This window comes from Stenotrophomonas maltophilia (genome assembly GCF_047782825.1).
Classification (GTDB): Bacteria; Pseudomonadota; Gammaproteobacteria; order Xanthomonadales; family Xanthomonadaceae; genus Stenotrophomonas.
Genome location: NZ_CP180589.1, coordinates 4,238,543 through 4,255,690, shown reverse-complemented (window position 1 = coordinate 4,255,690; position 17,148 = coordinate 4,238,543). Strand labels below are relative to the sequence as shown.

The 17,148-nt window shown below is 68.1% G+C and carries 14 protein-coding genes; 6 read left to right on the top strand and 8 right to left on the bottom strand.

Annotated elements, in window-relative coordinates:
• Nucleotides 1-471: 471 nt before the first annotated feature.
• The 3 genes from ACM2ZB_RS19590 to gap form a co-directional block, all read right to left on the bottom strand.
• Complete coding sequence (locus ACM2ZB_RS19590; RefSeq protein ID WP_416056667.1) at nucleotides 472-1,848, bottom strand: DUF3999 domain-containing protein; 1,377 nt, start codon at nucleotides 1,846-1,848, stop codon at nucleotides 472-474.
• Nucleotides 1,845-4,508 carry a DUF2339 domain-containing protein gene (locus ACM2ZB_RS19585; RefSeq protein ID WP_416056666.1) on the bottom strand — a complete coding sequence of 888 codons (2,664 nt, stop codon included), beginning with the start codon at nucleotides 4,506-4,508 and terminating at the stop codon, nucleotides 1,845-1,847. Before ACM2ZB_RS19585 ends, ACM2ZB_RS19590 begins: the two co-directional genes overlap by 4 nt.
• Before the next feature lie 124 nt (nucleotides 4,509-4,632).
• Nucleotides 4,633-5,637, bottom strand: a complete 1,005-nt coding sequence (gene gap / locus ACM2ZB_RS19580) for a type I glyceraldehyde-3-phosphate dehydrogenase (RefSeq protein WP_416056665.1) — start codon at nucleotides 5,635-5,637, stop codon at nucleotides 4,633-4,635.
• 193 nt (nucleotides 5,638-5,830) lie between these two features.
• Here gap and ACM2ZB_RS19575 point away from each other — a divergent pair, with 193 nt between their 5' ends.
• Nucleotides 5,831-6,460, top strand: a complete 630-nt coding sequence (locus tag ACM2ZB_RS19575; protein WP_416056664.1) for an OmpW/AlkL family protein — start codon at nucleotides 5,831-5,833, stop codon at nucleotides 6,458-6,460.
• A 140-nt stretch (nucleotides 6,461-6,600) separates the two neighbouring features.
• Here ACM2ZB_RS19575 and ACM2ZB_RS19570 read toward each other — a convergent pair whose 3' ends face one another.
• Nucleotides 6,601-7,728 carry a GGDEF domain-containing protein gene (locus ACM2ZB_RS19570; RefSeq protein ID WP_416056663.1) on the bottom strand — a complete coding sequence of 376 codons (1,128 nt, stop codon included), beginning with the start codon at nucleotides 7,726-7,728 and terminating at the stop codon, nucleotides 6,601-6,603.
• A gap of 114 nt (nucleotides 7,729-7,842) precedes the next feature.
• Here ACM2ZB_RS19570 and ACM2ZB_RS19565 point away from each other — a divergent pair, with 114 nt between their 5' ends.
• The gene (locus tag ACM2ZB_RS19565) at nucleotides 7,843-8,661 is read left to right on the top strand and encodes a S1/P1 nuclease (protein WP_416056662.1); all 819 of its coding nucleotides are present in this window, start codon (nucleotides 7,843-7,845) and stop codon (nucleotides 8,659-8,661) included.
• A 10-nt stretch (nucleotides 8,662-8,671) separates the two neighbouring features.
• Nucleotides 8,672-9,472 carry an MBL fold metallo-hydrolase gene (locus ACM2ZB_RS19560; protein WP_416056661.1) on the top strand — a complete coding sequence of 267 codons (801 nt, stop codon included), beginning with the start codon at nucleotides 8,672-8,674 and terminating at the stop codon, nucleotides 9,470-9,472.
• Nucleotides 9,473-9,507: 35 nt separating this feature from the next.
• Here ACM2ZB_RS19560 and ACM2ZB_RS19555 read toward each other — a convergent pair whose 3' ends face one another.
• Genes ACM2ZB_RS19555 through ACM2ZB_RS19545 form a run of 3 tightly spaced genes read right to left on the bottom strand, consistent with a single transcriptional unit; the run spans nucleotide 9,508 to nucleotide 11,670 of the window.
• Nucleotides 9,508-10,086, bottom strand: coding sequence for a hypothetical protein (locus tag ACM2ZB_RS19555; protein ID WP_416056660.1), 579 nt, complete (start codon nucleotides 10,084-10,086; stop codon nucleotides 9,508-9,510).
• Nucleotides 10,083-11,312: a M56 family metallopeptidase gene (locus ACM2ZB_RS19550; RefSeq protein ID WP_416056659.1), complete on the bottom strand. Its 1,230-nt coding sequence runs from the start codon at nucleotides 11,310-11,312 to the stop codon at nucleotides 10,083-10,085. The genes ACM2ZB_RS19555 and ACM2ZB_RS19550 overlap by 4 nt, the downstream gene beginning before the upstream one ends.
• Nucleotides 11,305-11,670, bottom strand: coding sequence for a BlaI/MecI/CopY family transcriptional regulator (locus ACM2ZB_RS19545; RefSeq protein ID WP_416056658.1), 366 nt, complete (start codon nucleotides 11,668-11,670; stop codon nucleotides 11,305-11,307). Before ACM2ZB_RS19545 ends, ACM2ZB_RS19550 begins: the two co-directional genes overlap by 8 nt.
• A gap of 118 nt (nucleotides 11,671-11,788) precedes the next feature.
• Here ACM2ZB_RS19545 and ACM2ZB_RS19540 point away from each other — a divergent pair, with 118 nt between their 5' ends.
• The 3 genes from ACM2ZB_RS19540 to ACM2ZB_RS19530 are packed head-to-tail and all read left to right on the top strand — an operon-like array spanning nucleotide 11,789 to nucleotide 14,913.
• On the top strand, nucleotides 11,789-12,346 hold the full coding sequence (locus ACM2ZB_RS19540) for a flavin reductase family protein (protein ID WP_416056657.1): 558 nt from the start codon (nucleotides 11,789-11,791) through the stop codon (nucleotides 12,344-12,346).
• A 34-nt stretch (nucleotides 12,347-12,380) separates the two neighbouring features.
• Nucleotides 12,381-14,333, top strand: a complete 1,953-nt coding sequence (locus ACM2ZB_RS19535) for an acetyl-CoA hydrolase/transferase C-terminal domain-containing protein (RefSeq protein ID WP_416056656.1) — start codon at nucleotides 12,381-12,383, stop codon at nucleotides 14,331-14,333.
• A 31-nt stretch (nucleotides 14,334-14,364) separates the two neighbouring features.
• Complete coding sequence (locus ACM2ZB_RS19530) at nucleotides 14,365-14,913, top strand: NADAR family protein (RefSeq protein ID WP_416056655.1); 549 nt, start codon at nucleotides 14,365-14,367, stop codon at nucleotides 14,911-14,913.
• Between the two features lie 89 nt (nucleotides 14,914-15,002).
• Here ACM2ZB_RS19530 and tkt read toward each other — a convergent pair whose 3' ends face one another.
• Nucleotides 15,003-17,000 (bottom strand): transketolase, encoded by a 1,998-nt coding sequence (gene tkt / locus ACM2ZB_RS19525; RefSeq protein WP_416056654.1) that lies wholly within the window; start codon nucleotides 16,998-17,000, stop codon nucleotides 15,003-15,005.
• Between the last annotated feature and the right edge of the window lie 148 nt (nucleotides 17,001-17,148).

The following is a 17,148-nucleotide window of genomic DNA, read 5'->3' as shown; positions in this document are numbered from 1 at the left end:
TGTGTGGGGCCTGGGCGGTGTGGGTGGGCGGGACACGCCGTGAACCCATCCATGGGGGCTCGTAGGCGCCATCCATGGCGCCTGCGGTCCCGCCCACCCACACCGCCCAGGCCTCGACAGATTCCCGGTGACGGAACTGAAGGCGAAGGCAAAAGCGGTTTCTGATGTCGGATGGAGAGAAAAGGGTCAGATCCGTTTTCCTGCGGAAAACGGATCTGACCCCACAGCGAGTGCGCGCAGCGCGCGACCCGCTTTTGCTCTTCTTTTTTCTTTTACGTGGGTGGACGCAACCGGAAACTGTCAAAGGCCGGGCGGGTGGGTTGGCTGGGGGCGTGAGCCCCTCCAACAACACAGTTGCTACAGGGACGTATTCACGGCGTCCCCCAGACAACCCACCCGCCCGGCCAAGCGCGGCTTCTGCTCTACGCGACCAACCGCCCACCCACGAGGGGCTGCGCCGTTCGCGGGAACCTACGCCGAAGGCGCAGGCTTCTGCCGCAGCAGGCTGACCGCCAGGCCACCCACCACCAGCACGCCCAACCCCAGCAGCGCCCACAGCAGCCACGCCTTCCAGTCGCGCTGCGGCTTCAGCGCGGCATCGCCAGCCAAGGCCTCGGGAGCGCCTTCGAGACGTGCCAGCGTTGGCTGCCATGCCGGGTCGTTGCGCTGCCGCAGTTCATCGATCAGCACGGCAATCGGTGCGTCGGCCCGGCGCGCGGTGGCACTGCCCACGGCCAGTGCGTACGGCGCCGCGCCCTGGCTCAGGAACACCATCACCTCCGGCTGGTAACCCAGGCGCAGGGTCGGTGCGGCCGCCGTTTCCACCGGGCTGGCCACCAGCTTCCAGTAGCGGTCGCGCCAGGTACCACCCAGCGTCTGCGCCGCCGACTGCTGGCGCTGGCCGGGGCCGCCCTGCTGCACCTGGTAGGCGATCCACGGTGCGCTGCGGCGCTGCCATTCGGCACCCGGGTCGTCACGGCTGAACAGCGTCCACTGCACCAGGCTGTTGTCGGTGCTGGCCACGTCGGCCTTGGTGATCGGGAAGCGGCCATCCAGTTCGAAGGTGTATTCCCCCTTGCCCGATGCGGTTGGCTCCAGCGAGAGCCATTCCCACGTCAGGGTGGCCGGTGCCGGCGGCAGTTCGGCCAGCACGCTGCGCAGCGCCGGCAGGCGGGCTTCGCTCTGCGGCAGCACACGCAGGTAGCGCGCGTTGCCGTCCACCTGCAGGCGGCGCTGCAGCAGGCGCTTGCCCGCGCGCTGAAGGTCCACCAGCTGGATATCGCGGGAAATCGGCCGCCAGTGCTGCAGATCGTCGCTGGCGTCGAGCTGCACCTGCGCCTGCAGCGGCTGGCCGCTGTCGGCCCAGTCCAGCACCAGTGCCGCCAGCGGCTGCTGGCCCAGTACGCTGGCATCGATCAGCCAGCCGCCCTGCCCGTTCGCCACGGCGGCAGCCCCCACGCGTGCTTCCACCCGGCGCACGCGGCCGTCGGTATCGCGTTCGGTCAGCAGCTGCAGATCATTGCGCTGTGCTTCGGCCAGTGGCGGCAGCACGAACCACGGCAGTTCGCGCTGCACCGGTGGCTGCGCCAGCGGCTGGTCCGGTGCCAGCAACGCGGAAGGCAACGCCTGCCCGGCGGCGTTGAACACCTGCAGATCGCCCAGGTCGGCGCTGCCCGCGCGGCGGTAGATCGCCGGCTCCAGCACCACGCGGTAGGCGCCTGACTGCGCGCTGGACAAGCTCAGCGGCCATTGTTCGGCGTACTGCGCGCGGTAGTCGGTGGCCTGCGCGGACACGCCGCCCGCCAGGGCGAACATGACCGGCAGCAGGGCGCGGCTCCACTTCTTCATTGTGTTTTCTCCACGGTCGGCGCTGCACCCGGAGGCGCCGGCGCCAGATAGCCCACCACCGTACACAGCAGGCCATAGGCGATGAACGAGGCGATGCCCAGCAGATTGCCCAGATGCTGGCGATCGACCAGTACCAGCTTGGCCAGCACCACCGCCATCAGCACCGCACCCACCATCCACAGGATGCGCTGGCCACGGCGCGAACCCCACACCCAGGCGATCACGCCCAGCACGCTCCACAGCACGGTCAGGCTGGTCTGGGCCAGGCTGTAGCGCGCCATCGACGGCGACCAGGCCAGGCCGCCCCAGTGATGCACACCGTGCAGCACGGTGCTGGTCAGGGCAATGAAACCGGCGACGGCCAGCAGCGGCACGCGCAGGCGCTGCAGCGATGGCGGCACCGCGCCGGCATACAGCCAGCGCGCAGCCAGCAGCACGCTCAGCCACTGCGCCAGTTCGGCCGGGTTGAGCACCGGCAGCCACGGCAGCGGCGCGGCATCACCGGCCAGGCCAAGCCCCACCCACCAGCCGATGGCCAGCAGGCCGAAGACCACGCACTGCAGCGGCAGGCGTGCAGGATCGAACGCCTCGCCCAGCGGCCAGCGCAGCCACGACCAGCGCCACAGTGACAGCGCGGCCAGCACCAGCCATGGCAGGGTGACCAGCAGCACGGTCCAGCCCTGTGCCAGATGGGCGGCATCGCCGCCCCACAGGGCAAGCAGGGACAGCAGCGACGGCCACAGCAGCCACCACAGGAACTGGGCGATGCGCGCCACGCCATCACCGCCCTGGCGCAGGCAGAGCAGCGTGCGCACACCCAGCACCGCGAACACGGCCCAGCCCAGCGCACCGTAGCCAGCAAACGGTTGCTGGTGGGCATCGCTCTGCAGCAGGGCCAACGGGAAGCCCATGGCCAGCATCGCCAGCGCAGTCACGCCCAGCGCGCGCGCCGGCTGGCGGCGCTGCACTTCGGCGGCCAGCCAGGCGGTCACCGCGGCCAGCACCAGCAGTGCGTCGGCCTGTGCCACGTGTTCGACGAAGCGCCCGATCTCGTGTGCGAATGCACCCAGCCACCACAGCAGGCCCCACAGGTAGTAGACCACCGCGACTTCATGGCGTTCGCGGCGCTGGTAGCTCCACGCGCTGGCGAAGCCGGCGATGGCCAGCAGCAGCGCGCCGATGGCGGTCGGGTTGGCCAGGAAGCGGACATCCTGGTGCCAGTGGTCGGCGCCCACCACGAAGGCGAAGGCGGCGGCCATCTGCAGCAGCGCACCGGAAACCTGCGGCAACCAGCGCTTCTGGCGCAGGCCCAGCCATGCCAGCCCCGCACCTTCCAGCGCGAACACCGCACCGGTGGCACGCGCCGACAGCGCCAGCGGCACCGCCAGCGTGGCAAAGCCTGCCGCCAGCACGGCATGCGACTGTGCCAGCACGCTGTACGAGGCACGGTTGATCAATGCACGCGCCAGCAGCGCGTAGATTGCCGCCAGGCCCAATGCGCACAGTGCCAGGGTCATCGGCTGCTGATACAGCATGCCGGCCTGCAGCGAGAAGGCGATCAGCGGAGTGCCGAACACCAGGCTGCCATCGACCAGGTCGCGCCGTTCGGCAGGCTGGCGGCGGGCGTACAACAGCGGGATCAGCAGGTAGAAAGCGAAGAACAGCAGCAGGAACGGTTCGGTGCTGACGAACTTGTCAGGCCGGTACTGCAGTACGCCCCAGAACGTGCCGATGCCGAAGGTGAAGGCGAAGCCCAGCAGGTTCAGCGCACGCCATGGACGGAACCAGGCAATGGCGAACACGCCCGCGTTGAGTACCGCGTAGTAGCTGAACAGGCCTACGTGGTTGCCGCTGCCGGTGGACAGCCACAGCGGCGCCATGAAGCCGGCCAGGATGCCGAGCACGGCCAGCGTGCGCGAATTCTGCACCACCGCCAGCACGCACAGGCCGGCGACCAGTGCGATCGAGCTGCCGAAGGCGAAGCCGGGATTGAGCAGTTCGAAGCGCTTGAACGCCGCAAAGATGGTCAGCAGCAGCACACCGATGGCACCGCCCTGCAGGGCCAGCGCGAACAGGCGCCGGCGCTCGCGCTGGTGCCAGCCGAAGGCCAGCAGGCCCAGCGCACCGACGGTGATGCCGGCCAGGCGCAGTTCAATGGGCAGCACCAGCCAGCCCTGGTCGCTGACGTACTTCAACAGCGCGGCCACACCAGCCAGCAGCACCAGCATGCCGATCTTCACCGGCACGTTGCCTTCGGTGAACCAGCGTTTGACCGCGCCGATCGCGCGCTCGACCACGTTTGGCAGCGCCGGTTCGGCAGGCAGCGGCGGCATGACCGGCACGGGCGGCAGCGAGACCGGCGGCGGCACGGCGGCGGCCAGCGGCTCGGCAGCCTTCACCGGCGGCGGCGCGGCGGCCGGGCGCAGGAACGGGGGATCGCTGGATTCCGCCGCAGGCACGGGCGGACGCGGCGGCGCGGCCGGCGCGGCCGGCACTTGGGCCGTGCGCGGCGCTGCGGGGGCGGCAGGCCTGCCTTCGGCCACGGCGCTTTCCAGCGCGGCCACGCGCCGGCGCAGGCCGGCGATCATCACCAGCGCCACCACCAGCAGCAGCGGTATCGCCAGCAGGGCCAGCACCAGCAGGACGATCAATGCTTCCATTCTTGGTCTTCCCCAACGCAGCCGCGCCCCAGCGGCAGCGGTCCGTGGCCCATGCTACGTCAGCCGGGGCCCATGAACGACGAACCCCGGCAAGCCGGGGTTCGCGTGGCGATCTTCGCAGGCCTTACTTGGCCGCGACGACCTTGGCCATTTCCAGGCACTTGTTCGAGTAGCCCCACTCGTTGTCGTACCACGACACGAGCTTGACGAAGGTACCGTCCAGGGCGATGCCGGCATCGGCATCGAACACCGAGGTGTGGGTTTCACCGACGAAATCGGTGGCCACCACCTTGTCTTCGGTGTAGCCCAGGATGCCCTTCAGGGCGCCTTCGCTCTGTGCCTTCACTTCGGCGCAGATCTCGGCGTAGGTGGCTTCCTTTTCCAGCTCGACGGTCAGGTCGACCACCGACACGTCCGAGGTCGGGACGCGGAAGCTCATGCCGGTCAGCTTCTTGTTCAGTTCCGGAATGACCACACCGACGGCCTTGGCCGCACCGGTGGACGAGGGAATGATGTTTTCCAGGATGCCACGGCCGCCGCGCCAGTCCTTGTTGGAAGGGCCGTCGACGGTCTTCTGGGTGGCGGTGGCCGCGTGCACGGTGGTCATCAGGCCGCGCTTGATGCCCCACTTGTCATTGATGACCTTGGCCAGCGGGGCCAGGCAGTTGGTGGTGCACGAAGCGTTGGAGATGATCGCCTGGCCGGCGTAGGTCTTGTCGTTCACGCCGAACACGAACATCGGCGTGTCGTCCTTCGACGGGGCGGACATGATGACCTTCTTCGCGCCGGCATCGATGTGCTTCTGCGCGGTTTCCTTGGTCAGGAACAGGCCGGTGGCTTCCAGCACCACGTCGGCGCCGACTTCGTCCCACTTCAGGTTGGCCGGGTCGCGTTCCTGGGTCAGGCGGATCTTCCTGCCGTTGACCAGCAGGTCGTTGCCCTGCACCGCCACGTCGGCCTTGAAGCGGCCATGCACGGAGTCGTACTTGAGCATGTACGCCAGGTAGTCCGGCTCCAGCAGATCGTTGATGGCCACGATTTCGATGTCGTCGCCGAAGTTCAGCACCGCCGAGCGCAGGACGTTACGCCCGATGCGACCGAAACCGTTGATACCAACCTTGATTGCCATGTTCTCAAGCTCCTGCAGCCGCGACAGGTGCGGCGGGATGGATAGGGCCCACAAGTCTAGCAGCACCGCCCTGACCACCGCGGGCCAGCGCCCGGGGCTGGCAGGGGCCCAGACAGGATTTGATCCGGATCAAAGCGTTAGCGCGGCGTGAGGCCGAGACTGGCCGCATCCACCCCGCAACGAGAGCACCCCCATGCGCAAGACCTCCCCCCTGATCCTGGCCGGCCTGGCCGCCGCCGTTTCGCTGGCCGCCGCCCCGGCCATGGCCCAGTCCAAGGGCGACTGGACCGTGTCGGCCGGCGTGCACCAGGTCGCCCCGAAGTCGAACAACGGTTCGCTGGCCGGCGGCACCCTGAAGGTAGACGTGGACAACGACGTCAAGCCGACCATCACCGGTGAGTACTTCATCGCCGACAACCTGGGCATCGAAGTGCTGGCGGCGCTGCCGTTCAAGCACGACATCAACATCAACGGCCTGGGCCACGTAGGCAGCACCAAGCAGCTGCCGCCGGTGGTGACGCTGCAGTACCACTTCAACAGCAAGGGCAAGGTCTCGCCGTTCGTGGGCGCGGGCCTGAACTACACGACCTTCTTCAGCGAGGACACCACCGGTGCACTGGCCGGCAGCAAGCTGAAGCTGCAGGATTCGTGGGGCCTGGCCGCGCATGCGGGCGTGGACTTCGCCATTGGCCAGAAGGGCGCGTTGCGTGTGGACATGCGCTGGATCGACATCGACAGCAAGGTGAAGCTGGATGGCGAGAAGATCGGTACGGTGAACATCGACCCGCTGGTGTATGGCGTGTCCTACGTCTTCAAGTTCTGAGGGGTGAGTTGAAGGCGGGGGCTTCGCCCCCGCTCCCCCGTTTCAAGAAGAAACCGCTCGCAGCATGTTGCCCCGGTGTGTGTGCCGGGGCTTTTTTTGCCTCACCGCGATAAATGCAGGCATCCACGCATGGCGTGGATCTACTGGTCTGCGGCCACTTCCACCCGGTTACGACCACTGGCCTTTGCGCGATACAGCGCGTCATCCGCGCGCTGCAACGCCTGCTCCAGCGTGTCACCCCCATCGTCATGCCAGCGCGCTACGCCAATGCTCACGCTCACCACCGGTGCGGCGTCCGAATCCACATGCGCGATGGCCAGTGCCTGCACCTGCTGCCGCATCTGTTCGAACGGGGCTGAGTCAGGATCGCCGGGCTTCCAGTAGCCCAGCGCAACGAACTCTTCGCCGCCATAGCGCGCCACCACCGAATCGGTGCCGTGCAGCTGCGCGGCCAGGGTCACGGCCACAGCGTGCAGCACGCTGTCGCCGGCCGGGTGGCCGTGGTGGTCGTTGTAGCGTTTGAAATAGTCGATATCGATCATCGCGATGCGCAGGGCACCGCGTGCATGCGGCGTGCGCAGGTAACCCTGGAAGATCTCGCGGGCGCGCCGGTCGAAGGCTCGGCGGTTCAGCAGTCCGGTCAGGCCGTCGTGGTTGGCCATGGCATCCAGCTGCCGCTCCGCGCGCCAGGTGGCTCGGGCCTGGCGTTCGGAAATGTAGCTGCCGACGATGCCGGCCAGGTTGCTGGCCAGCACGAACATCACGCCCTGCAGCATCTGCGCCCAGTGCAGGCCCACATGCAGTTCGGCCAGCACGAATGCGGCGGTGGTCACTGTGCCGGTCAGCGTGGCCACACCGAAGCGCAGCCCGCACAGGAAGTAGTTCAGCAGCAGGAACAGGCTGATGCCTTCATAGGGGTAATCCACGCCGGCACGGTGGGCGGTCCAGATCATCGTCACCAGGGCCAGGCCGGCGATCAGCACGACGCTGCCACCCAGCCATTGCAGCCGCTGCCTGAACGCAGGCACGAAGGTCAGGGCGATTCCCAGCAGCAGCACCGGCAACAGCACAGCCAGCCGCCAGCGCAGGACCAGGGCGTTCACCGCACTGGGCAGCCAGAAGTGGTCGAGTACGGCAAAGCCCAGCGACAGCGCGGCGGCCAGGGTGCAGGCCCAGCGCATGCGCCAGAGCACCTGGGCATCGAACGCGGCGGAGAAGCCGTCTTCACCGGCGTGACCCGCGTTGATGCGCCTGTCCGTGATCGTCATCCGCTGCTCCCCGCGCGTGGCCGGACCAGCCTAGCGGTGGCGACATCAAGACGGTGTCGCCAGCGGCCGCGATGGATCAATCCGCCGCCCGCCCCGCCCCGCTAGAATGGGCGGATGAAAGCCCTGCATTCCCTGATCCTCGCTGCCGCCCTCGCGCCGGCCCTGCTGACCGTATCCGCTCCCGCCCATGCCTGGGGCGCACAGGGTCATCGTCTGGTGGCCGAAGTGGCCGAAACCCGCCTGAACCCGGCCGCGCGCGCCGAGGTCGACCGCCTGCTGGCCACCGAGCCGGGCGCCACGATGGCCAGCATCGCCCCCTGGGCCGACCAGCTGCGCGCCAAGGATCCCGGCCTGGGCCGCCGTTCGGCCGGCTGGCACTACGTGAACATCGCCGAGGACGGCTGCCATTACGAGCCGCCGAAGCACTGCAGGAGCGGCAACTGCATCGTCGAAGCACTGAAGGCACAGAGCGCCATTCTCGGCAACCGCAGCCTGACCGATGGCGAGCGCCTGCAGGCGTTGAAGTTCGTGGTGCACCTGGTGGGCGATGTGCACCAGCCGATGCACGCCGGCTATGGCCACGACAAGGGCGGCAACGACTTCCAGCTGCAGTTCGGCAACCGCGGTACCAACCTGCATTCGCTGTGGGACAGCGGCATGCTCAACACCCGCAAGCTGGATGATGCCGGCTACCTGCCGGTGCTGCGTGCGCTGCCGGCGCCGAAGCTGGCGCGCCAGTCCAACCCGCAGCGCGACCCGCAGAGCTGGGCCGAAGCCAGCTGCCGCATTTCGGTGCAGCCGGGCGTCTACCCGGCCACGCGCAAGATCGGCGATGAATACACCGAACGCTACCGGCCGGTGGCCGAGGCGCAACTGCGGCTGGCCGGTGAGAATCTGGCCCAGCTGCTGAACCGGGTGCTCGGTACGCCCTGAGGAGTCCACGATGTCGGTCCAGGTCCAATCCTTCTTCCACCGCGACAGCAACACCTTCAGCTACCTGGTCAGTGACCCGGCCAGCGGCGAGGCGGCCCTGATCGATCCGGTCCTGGATTACGACCCGGACACCGACGCCAGCAGCGAGGCGCCTGTGCGCCCGCTGCTGGAAGCCATCGAACAGCAGGGCCTGCAGCTGCGCTGGCTGCTGGAAACCCACGCCCACGCCGACCACGTGTCGGCCGGGCGGCGCCTGAAGGCGCGCTTCCCGCAGGCCACGCTGGCCATCGGCGAAGGCATCCGCGCGGTGCAGGCCACCTTCGCACCGCGCTATGGCCTGTCGCCTGGCGATGAGCGGGCGGCCTTCGACCATCTCTTTGCCGATGGTGAAACCTTCGCGCTGGGCGGGCTGCAAGGCCGCATCATCGCCGTGCCCGGGCACACCAGCGACAGCATCGCCTATTTGATCGACGATGCGCTGTTCACCGGCGATTCGCTGTTCATGCCCGATGGCGGCACCGCCCGCTGCGACTTCCCCGGTGGCGATGCCGCGCAGCTCTACCGCTCCATCCAGCGCCTGCTGGCGCTGCCCGATGCCACCCGCGTGTTCGTCTGCCACGACTACGGCCCCGGCGGGCGCGCGTTCGCCAACGAAACCACCATCGGTGCGCAACGCGCGCACAACATCCATGTGCACGACGGCGTGGACGAAGCGGCCTTCGTCAGCGTGCGCGAGGCGCGCGATGCGACGCTGGCCGAGCCGAAGCTGATGCAGCCGGCAGTGAAGGCCAACATCCAGGGCGGCGCCTGACAAGGGCGGTGGAATCGGCCGGGCGTGGCCCGGCGCTACCTGCCCTGTGTACGCACCACGTGCTGGCCTTTCACGATCTCGAAGGTGAAGGCGTACTGCAGGGTGACCGCCACCGGCTCGATGCTGTCGGCGCCCTGGCAGTCACCGCGGTCATCGGGAACCTTGCCCGGGGCGAAGCGGCAGACCGCTGCAGACGAGTATTTCCACTGCGCCACGGCCTCCTGCGCTGCCTGCAGCAGCGGAGCGTTCTCCACTGCCAGACCCGCATCACAGCCACTGCGGCCGGTCAGCGGCTGGCTGCGCTCGACGGTGCCCTGCGCATCCACCACCACCTGCAGGCAGACCGTGGTCGGTGGCAGCGAGATGCGCGGGTCGCGCGCGCCCACCACCGGGTCCGGTGCCGCGTACAGCTGCGGCATCCGGTAGCCCTCGCTGGCCGCCAGCGCGTAGGGCTGTATCTGCCCGCCCCCACCGGCCGCGTCGGGCTGCAGGCGCTGGTGACCGACGTTCTCGTTGCGGGTATCGACGGTGCTCAGGCGATCCGGGGTGGCACACCCGGCCAGCAGCGCGGCAGCCACCCAGGGCAGCGCGCAGCGTGCGGCGTGGCGCCTCACTGGCTTTCCCCGCCGTCTTCGTCGTCGTCCATGGCGAAGGTGATCGGAATCTTCACCGCGGCCGCCACCGGCTTGCCGTTCTTCAGCGCCGGCCGGTAGGTCCAGCTGCGCGCGGCGGCAATCGACACCGCATCGAACACCCCCGGATTGGTGGCGCTGATCACTTTCACCTCGGTGGGCCTGCCCTGTGCATCCACCTCCACGCGCAGGGTCACCACCCCGGTCTGCCGCTGCTCGAAGGCCGAGCGCGGGAAGCTGGGCGGCGGCATCTTGTCGATCTCGATGTCGCGGTCCAGTCCGGCATGGCCCGCAGCACCTTCCGCCGCACCGATGGCGGCGCCGCCCTGGCTGGCCCAGGCCAGTGTGCCCGCCCCCAGGCACAACCCCACCAGCAACACCTGGCCGGACACCCACGGCAATGCCTTCCGCTTCGACTGCTTCAACATGGCGATACGCTCCTTCAACACGGGTTCGCTGCGCCAATGGCAGGCCATCGGTGCAACCGGGTGGACCAGCTGTGCCTTCAGCAACGTGCTGGCGTAGAGACGGCGCTGCGTGGGCAGCGCGGCGACGGTGCGTGCATCACACGCCAGCTCCTGGTCGCGCAGGAAGCGGCGCGCAGCCCAGGGCAGCAGCGGGTGGAACCAGAACACGGCGCGTACCAGCAGCAGAACGCCGTTGGCCCAGTGGTCGCCGTTGCGGCGGTGGCTGCGTTCGTGGCGCAGGATCAGCGCCTGTTCCTCCACATCGAACTGCTGGTCGAAGTGCGGGCCGACCACGATGCGCGGCCGCCACAGGCCCACCAGTGCGGGCAGCCCCGGGTCTGCGCTGGCCTGCCAGCTGCCATCGCCGCGTGCGTGCAGCGCGCCCAGCTGGCGCTCGAAGCGCCGTTGCGCGCGGCCGTCGCGCAGTACGCTCAGGCCGACGCCGAGCGCCCACAGCAGCGTCAGTGCAGGCGCCCACAGTGCGCCGGACGCAGCGCCCGGCACGCCTTCCACGCTGGCCGGGGCGATGGTCATCGGCAGCGTCGGCACATGCTGCAGCACCGGCAATGCAGGCAGCGGAAGCAGCAGCGCCAGCCCGGTCAGCGGCAGCAGCCACCAGCTGCGATAGGCCAGGGTCGCGCCGCCCAGCCCGACCAGCAACGGCCGCGCAGCCGCCAGCAGCACTACGCCCAGCGCCAGCCAGATGCTGGCCCGCCACAGTCCATCAAGCAGCTCATTCATCGTCCATCTCCTGGATCAGCTTTTTCAGTTCGGCAATGTCCTGCGCACTCAACTGGCCGCGCTCGCTGAAATGGGCGACCAGCGGCGCGACACGGCCTTCGAACACCCGGCCCAGGAAATCCTGGCTCTGCGCGTCCACCCAGGCCTGGCGCTGCAGCAGCGGCCGGTACAGGTAGCGACGGCCGTCGCGGTCAGCGGCAATCGCGCCCTTGGTCAACAAGCGGTTGAGCAGGGTCTTGATGGTCGGCTCGGCCCACTGCCGGTGGGCCAGCGCGGCCACCACTTCGTCGGCCGTGCGCGGCGCCCGCTGCCACAGCACCTCCATCACGATGGCTTCGGCTTCGCTGATCGGGGTCATGGTTTACATCCGTAATCGACAATACGATTACGCTCGTAATCGAAACCGCTGTCAAGTCCCTCGACCCCGGGTTCATGCGTGCTGCGCCAGCATTGATGCCTCCCGCCCCAGGCCCAGGATGAAACCGCTGCCCAAGAAGGATTTCCCGGTCGAGCAGGCCCGCCGCTTCCTCGAACCCGGCCCCATCGTGCTGGTCAGCACCGCCTGGCGTGGCCAGCGCAACCTGATGACGATGGGCTGGCACATGGTGATGGGCTTTTCGCCCTCGCTGCTGGCCACTTATCTCTGGAACGAGAACCACAGCTTCGCGCTGGCGCGCGGCAGCGGGCAATGCGTGATCAACGTGCCAGGCGTTGAGCTGCTGGACACCGTGGTGGATATCGGCAACTGCAGCGGGCGCGACGTGGACAAGTTCGCGCGCTTCGGCCTGGATGCGCTGCCCGCGCGCGACGTGGGCGCACCACTGGTGGGCCAGTGCCATTCCTGTTTCGAGTGCCGTCTGCATGACGACAGCCAGGTCGAAGCCAACAATCTTTTCATCTGGGAAATCGTGCGTGCGCACGTCGCGCCGCGGCCGAAGCTGCCGCGCACGGTGCACTACCGCGGCGACGGCGCGTTCATGATTGCCGGGGCCGAGCGCTCGCGTCGACGGCGGTTCAAGCCCGACATGCTGTAATGCCGGCACTCCCCTTTCCGCAGGACCACCCCGCATGACCGAACACCTGACCGACCTGGACGCCGCCGTCGACTGGCTCTTCGCGCGCGTGGACGGGCCGTTGCGGGTGGGCGCACCGCTGGCACTGGGCAAGCCGCACCGGCTGCTCAACGCGCTGTACGCACGGGTCGAGGGCGATCCTTCACGGCCGTTGCAGCTGTACACCGCGCTGTCGCTGAATCCGCCGAAGGCGCGCGGCGATGGGCTGGAGGCGCGCTTCATGGCGCCCTTCGTGCAGCGCCATTTCGGCGATGACTTCCCACGCCTGGCCTATGCCGATGCGATCGCGCGCGATGCCCTGCCCGCACATGTGCAGGTGGAAGAGTTCTACATGCAGTCCGGCGCACTGCTCAGCTCGCGCCAGGCGCAGTCCAGCTACACCAGCCTGAACTACACCCATGCCGCCGATGCGGTGGCACAGCGCGCGCCGCAGGTGATCGTGCAGAAGGTGGCGATGCGCCCGGATGACCGGCGGCTGTCGCTGTCCTGCAACAACGACATCACCCAGGACACGCTGGATGCGATTGCAGCGCGCGGCCTGCCGCGCCCGCTGCTGGTGGCCGAGATCGATCCGCAGCTGCCCTACCTGGGCGGCTCGGCCACGGTCGATGTCTCCTTCTTCGATCTGGTCATTACGCCGCCGCCGCCGTACCCGGCGCTGTTCGGCCTGCCGCGGCAGCCGGTGGCCGATGCGGACTACGCCATCGGCCTGTACGCCAGCACCCTGGTGCGTGATGGCGGCACCCTGCAGATCGGCATCGGCACCTTGGCCGATGCACTGAGCCATGCGCTGGTGCTGCGCCATACCGACAATGCCCGCTACCGCCGCGTGCTGCAGGCGCTGGACCCGCAGCTGGCCAGCCACCCGCTGGTGCAGGAGATCGGCGGGCTGGATCCGTTCGAGATTGGGCTGTACGGCTGCAGCGAAATGCTCAACGAGGGATTCCGCCGGCTGGTGCAGACCGGGGTGATCAAGCGCAAGGTGCACGACGACCTGGCGCTGATGCAGCGCATCGAGAACGGCAGCACGCTGTCCATCGACCACGCCACCCTGGCCGCCGAAGGCGAGTACCTGCATGGCGCGTTCTACCTGGGCTCGCCGGAATTCTACGAATGGCTGCGCACCCTGCCGGAGGACGAATGCCGGGCGATCGGCATGCGCCGCATCAGCGAGATCAACCAGCTGTACGGCGGCAACGAGACGCTGGAACGCCTGCAGCGGCGGCATGCGCGCTTCTTCAATTCCTGCATGATGGCCACCGCGCTGGGCGCGGCAGTATCCGATGCACTGGACGATGGCCGCGTGGTTTCCGGCGTGGGCGGACAGTACAACTTCGTGGCGATGGCGCATGCACTGCCCGAGGCACGCAGCGTGCTGATGTTCCGCGCCGCGCGCGACGACAAGGGCCACCGCGCATCGAACGTGCGCTGGAACTACGGCCACACCACCATTCCGCGCCACCTGCGTGACATCTACCTCAACGAGTACGGCATCGCCGATCTGCGCGGATTGACCGACGAGGACTGCGTCCAGGCGATGACGGCGATCACCGAAGCGCCGTTCCAGTCCGCCCTGGCGCAACAGGCATCGGCTTCGCGCAAGCTGCGTGCCGTGCAGCCGCCGGAAACCCGGAACGCGCAGCGCAACACGCCGCAGGCACTGGCCGCGGCGCTGGCGCCGTTCCGCAGCGATGGCACCCTGCCCGACTATCCGCTGGGCTGCGACTTCAACGAGATCGAGCAGGTGCTGGTGAAGGCGCTGGGCTGGCTGAAAGCCAACACCCAGACCCGCAGTGACACGCTGCGCACCGTCTGGGCCGCGCTGCGCCAACCGGCCGGTGATGGTGATGCGGTCTATCTGCAGCGCATGGGCCTGCAGGCACCGAAGGACTTCGGCGAACGCGTGAACGCGCGGCTGCTGCGCCTGGCTCTCGCCCGCACGGCATGACCCCAAAAAGGCCACGCGGTATCCTGCTGCGATGAAAGACGATTCCCGTTTCCTGCATGACCTGCAGCAGCGCCAGGCTGCAGGCGAAGATCTGCGCTACCTGTGCTTCTGGGGCCACCAGCCGCCACGCACGGGGGTTTCCGCATCCTGTTTCAGCCAGTGGTATGACGCCGGCTTCGACATCGATGGCGTGCACTACCCCACCGCCGAGCACTACATGATGGCCGGCAAGGCGCGCCTGTTCGGCGATGAGCGCATTCTCGAAAAGGTGCTGGCCAGCACCACCCCGGACAAGGCCAAGGCCCTGGGCCGCAAGATCGAAGGCTTCGACGAAGCACGCTGGACACAGGCGCGCTACGGCCTGGTAGTGGAAGGCAACAAGGCCAAGTTCGCCCAGAACGCGGAACTGGGTGCCTTCCTGCGCGCCACCGATGGCTGGGTGCTGGTGGAAGCCAGCCCGGTGGATTTCATCTGGGGCATCGGCCTGGCCAAGGACCACGCCGACGCACACAACCCGGCGCAGTGGCGCGGACTGAACCTGCTGGGGTTCGCGCTGATGGATGTGCGCGAGGCGATGTAGCGGTTATCCACGCATGGCGTGGATCTACTGCGCCGAACGAGAAAGGCCGGCTTGCGCCGGCCTTTCCCTTTCCTGCTTTTCGGGGCAGCTTACAGCGCCTTGGCAGCCTGCACCACGTGGTCGGTGGTGATGCCGAAGTGCTTGAACAGCTGATCGGCCGGGGCCGAGGCACCGAAGGTATCGATGCCGATCACCGCACCGTCCAGGCCGACGAACTGGCGCCAGAAACCGGTGACGCCGGCTTCGATCGCCACGCGCTTGCGCACGGCGTTGGGCAGCACCGCTTCACGGTAAGCCGCATCCTGGCGCAGGAACACGTCGCTGGACGGCATGGAAACCACGCGGGTCTTCACGCCGGCCGCATCCAGCTGGGCCTTGGCTTCGGTGGCCAGCGAGACCTCCGAACCGGTGGCGATCAGGATCACATCCGGAGTACCGGCTGCATCGGCCAGCACATAGCCACCGCGCTCGATCTGGGCGATCTGCTCGGCGCTGCGCGGCTGGTGCGGCAGGTTCTGGCGGCTGAACACCAGGCAGCTCGGGCCGTCCTGGCGGGTGATCGCAGCCTTCCAGCTCACGGCCGATTCGACGGCATCGCAGGGGCGCCACACATCGTTGTTCGGGATGTAGCGCAGCGAGGCCAGGTGCTCCACCGGCTGGTGGGTCGGGCCGTCTTCGCCCAGGCCGATCGAGTCGTGGGTGTAGACGTGGATGGCATGGGCCGGGATCAGCGCGCTCATGCGCACGCCGTTGCGGGCGTAATCGCTGAACACCAGGAAGGTGGCATCGAACGGAATGAAACCACCGTGCAGGGCCAGGCCGTTGGCAATGGCGGTCATGCCGAATTCGCGCACGCCGTAGTACACGTAGTTGGCGTTGGCATCGTCGCTGGCGACCGACTTGCTGCCCTTCCACAGGGTCAGGTTGGAGTGCGCCAGATCAGCCGAGCCACCGACGATTTCCGGCAGCAGCGGGGCGAAGGCTTCAATGGCCAGCTGCGAAGCCTTGCGCGAGGCGATGGTCGCGCCTTCAGCGGCCACCTGGGCGATGTAGGCATCGGCCTTGGCGACGAAGTCGGCCGGCAGTTCACCGTGCGAACGGCGGGTCAGTTCAGCGGCTTCGGCCGGGTACTGCGCGGCGTACTTGTCGAACTGCTGTTCCCATTCGGCCTGGCGCAGGGTGCCGGTACCGCCCGCACGCCAACCGGCGTAGATCGCTTCGGGAATCTCGAACGGGCCGTATTCCCAGCCCAGCTGCTTGCGGGTGGCTTCCAGCTCGTCCTTGCCCAGCGGGGCGCCGTGGCTGGATTCCTTGCCCGCCTTGTTCGGCGAACCAAAGCCAATGGTGGTACGGCAGCAGATCAGGGTCGGCTTGTCGCTCTGCGACAGCGCGGCCTCGATGCCGGCCTTGATGCTTTCCGGGTCGTGGCCATCGACGTCACGCACCACGTTCCAGCCATAGGCTTCGAAGCGTTCCGGGGTGTTGTCGGTGAACCAGCCCTCGACGTTGCCGTCGATGGAGATGTGGTTGTTGTCCCAGAAGCAGACCAGCTTGTGCAGGCCCCAGGTACCGGCCAGCGAGGCGGCTTCGTGCGACACGCCTTCCATCAGGCAGCCGTCACCCATGAACACCCAGGTGCGGTGGTCGACGATTTCCAGCTCTGGGCGGTTGAAGCGCTGTGCCAGCAGCTTCTCGGCCAGGGCGAAGCCTACGGCGTTGGCGAAACCCTGGCCCAGCGGGCCGGTGGTGGTTTCCACGCCCGGGGTCTCATGGCGTTCCGGGTGGCCGGCGGTGTGGCTGCCCAGCTGGCGGAACAGCTTGAGCTGCTCGATCGGCAGGTCGTAGCCGCTCAGGTGCAGCAGCGCGTACTGCAGCATCGACCCGTGGCCGTTGGACAGCACGAAGCGGTCGCGGTTGAACCACTGCGGGTTGTTCGGGTTGTGGCGGAGATAGTCGTTCCAGAGCACTTCGGCAATGTCGGCCATGCCCATGGGCATGCCGGGATGGCCGGACTTTGCGGTTTCAACCGCATCGGCGGCAAGGAAGCGGATGGCGTTGGCCAACTGGCGACGGGTAGGCTGCGTCATGGTTCTGTCGGAATCGGGAGGCGGCCGCGGACGTGCGGGCGGCCTATTGTCGCAGTTTGAGCGTCCCGGCGCTTGCACCCCGCCGACCGGGCCGCGGGCCGGCGTTCACCGGCAGGAATGAAAACGCCCCGCTGGGCGGGGCGTCTTC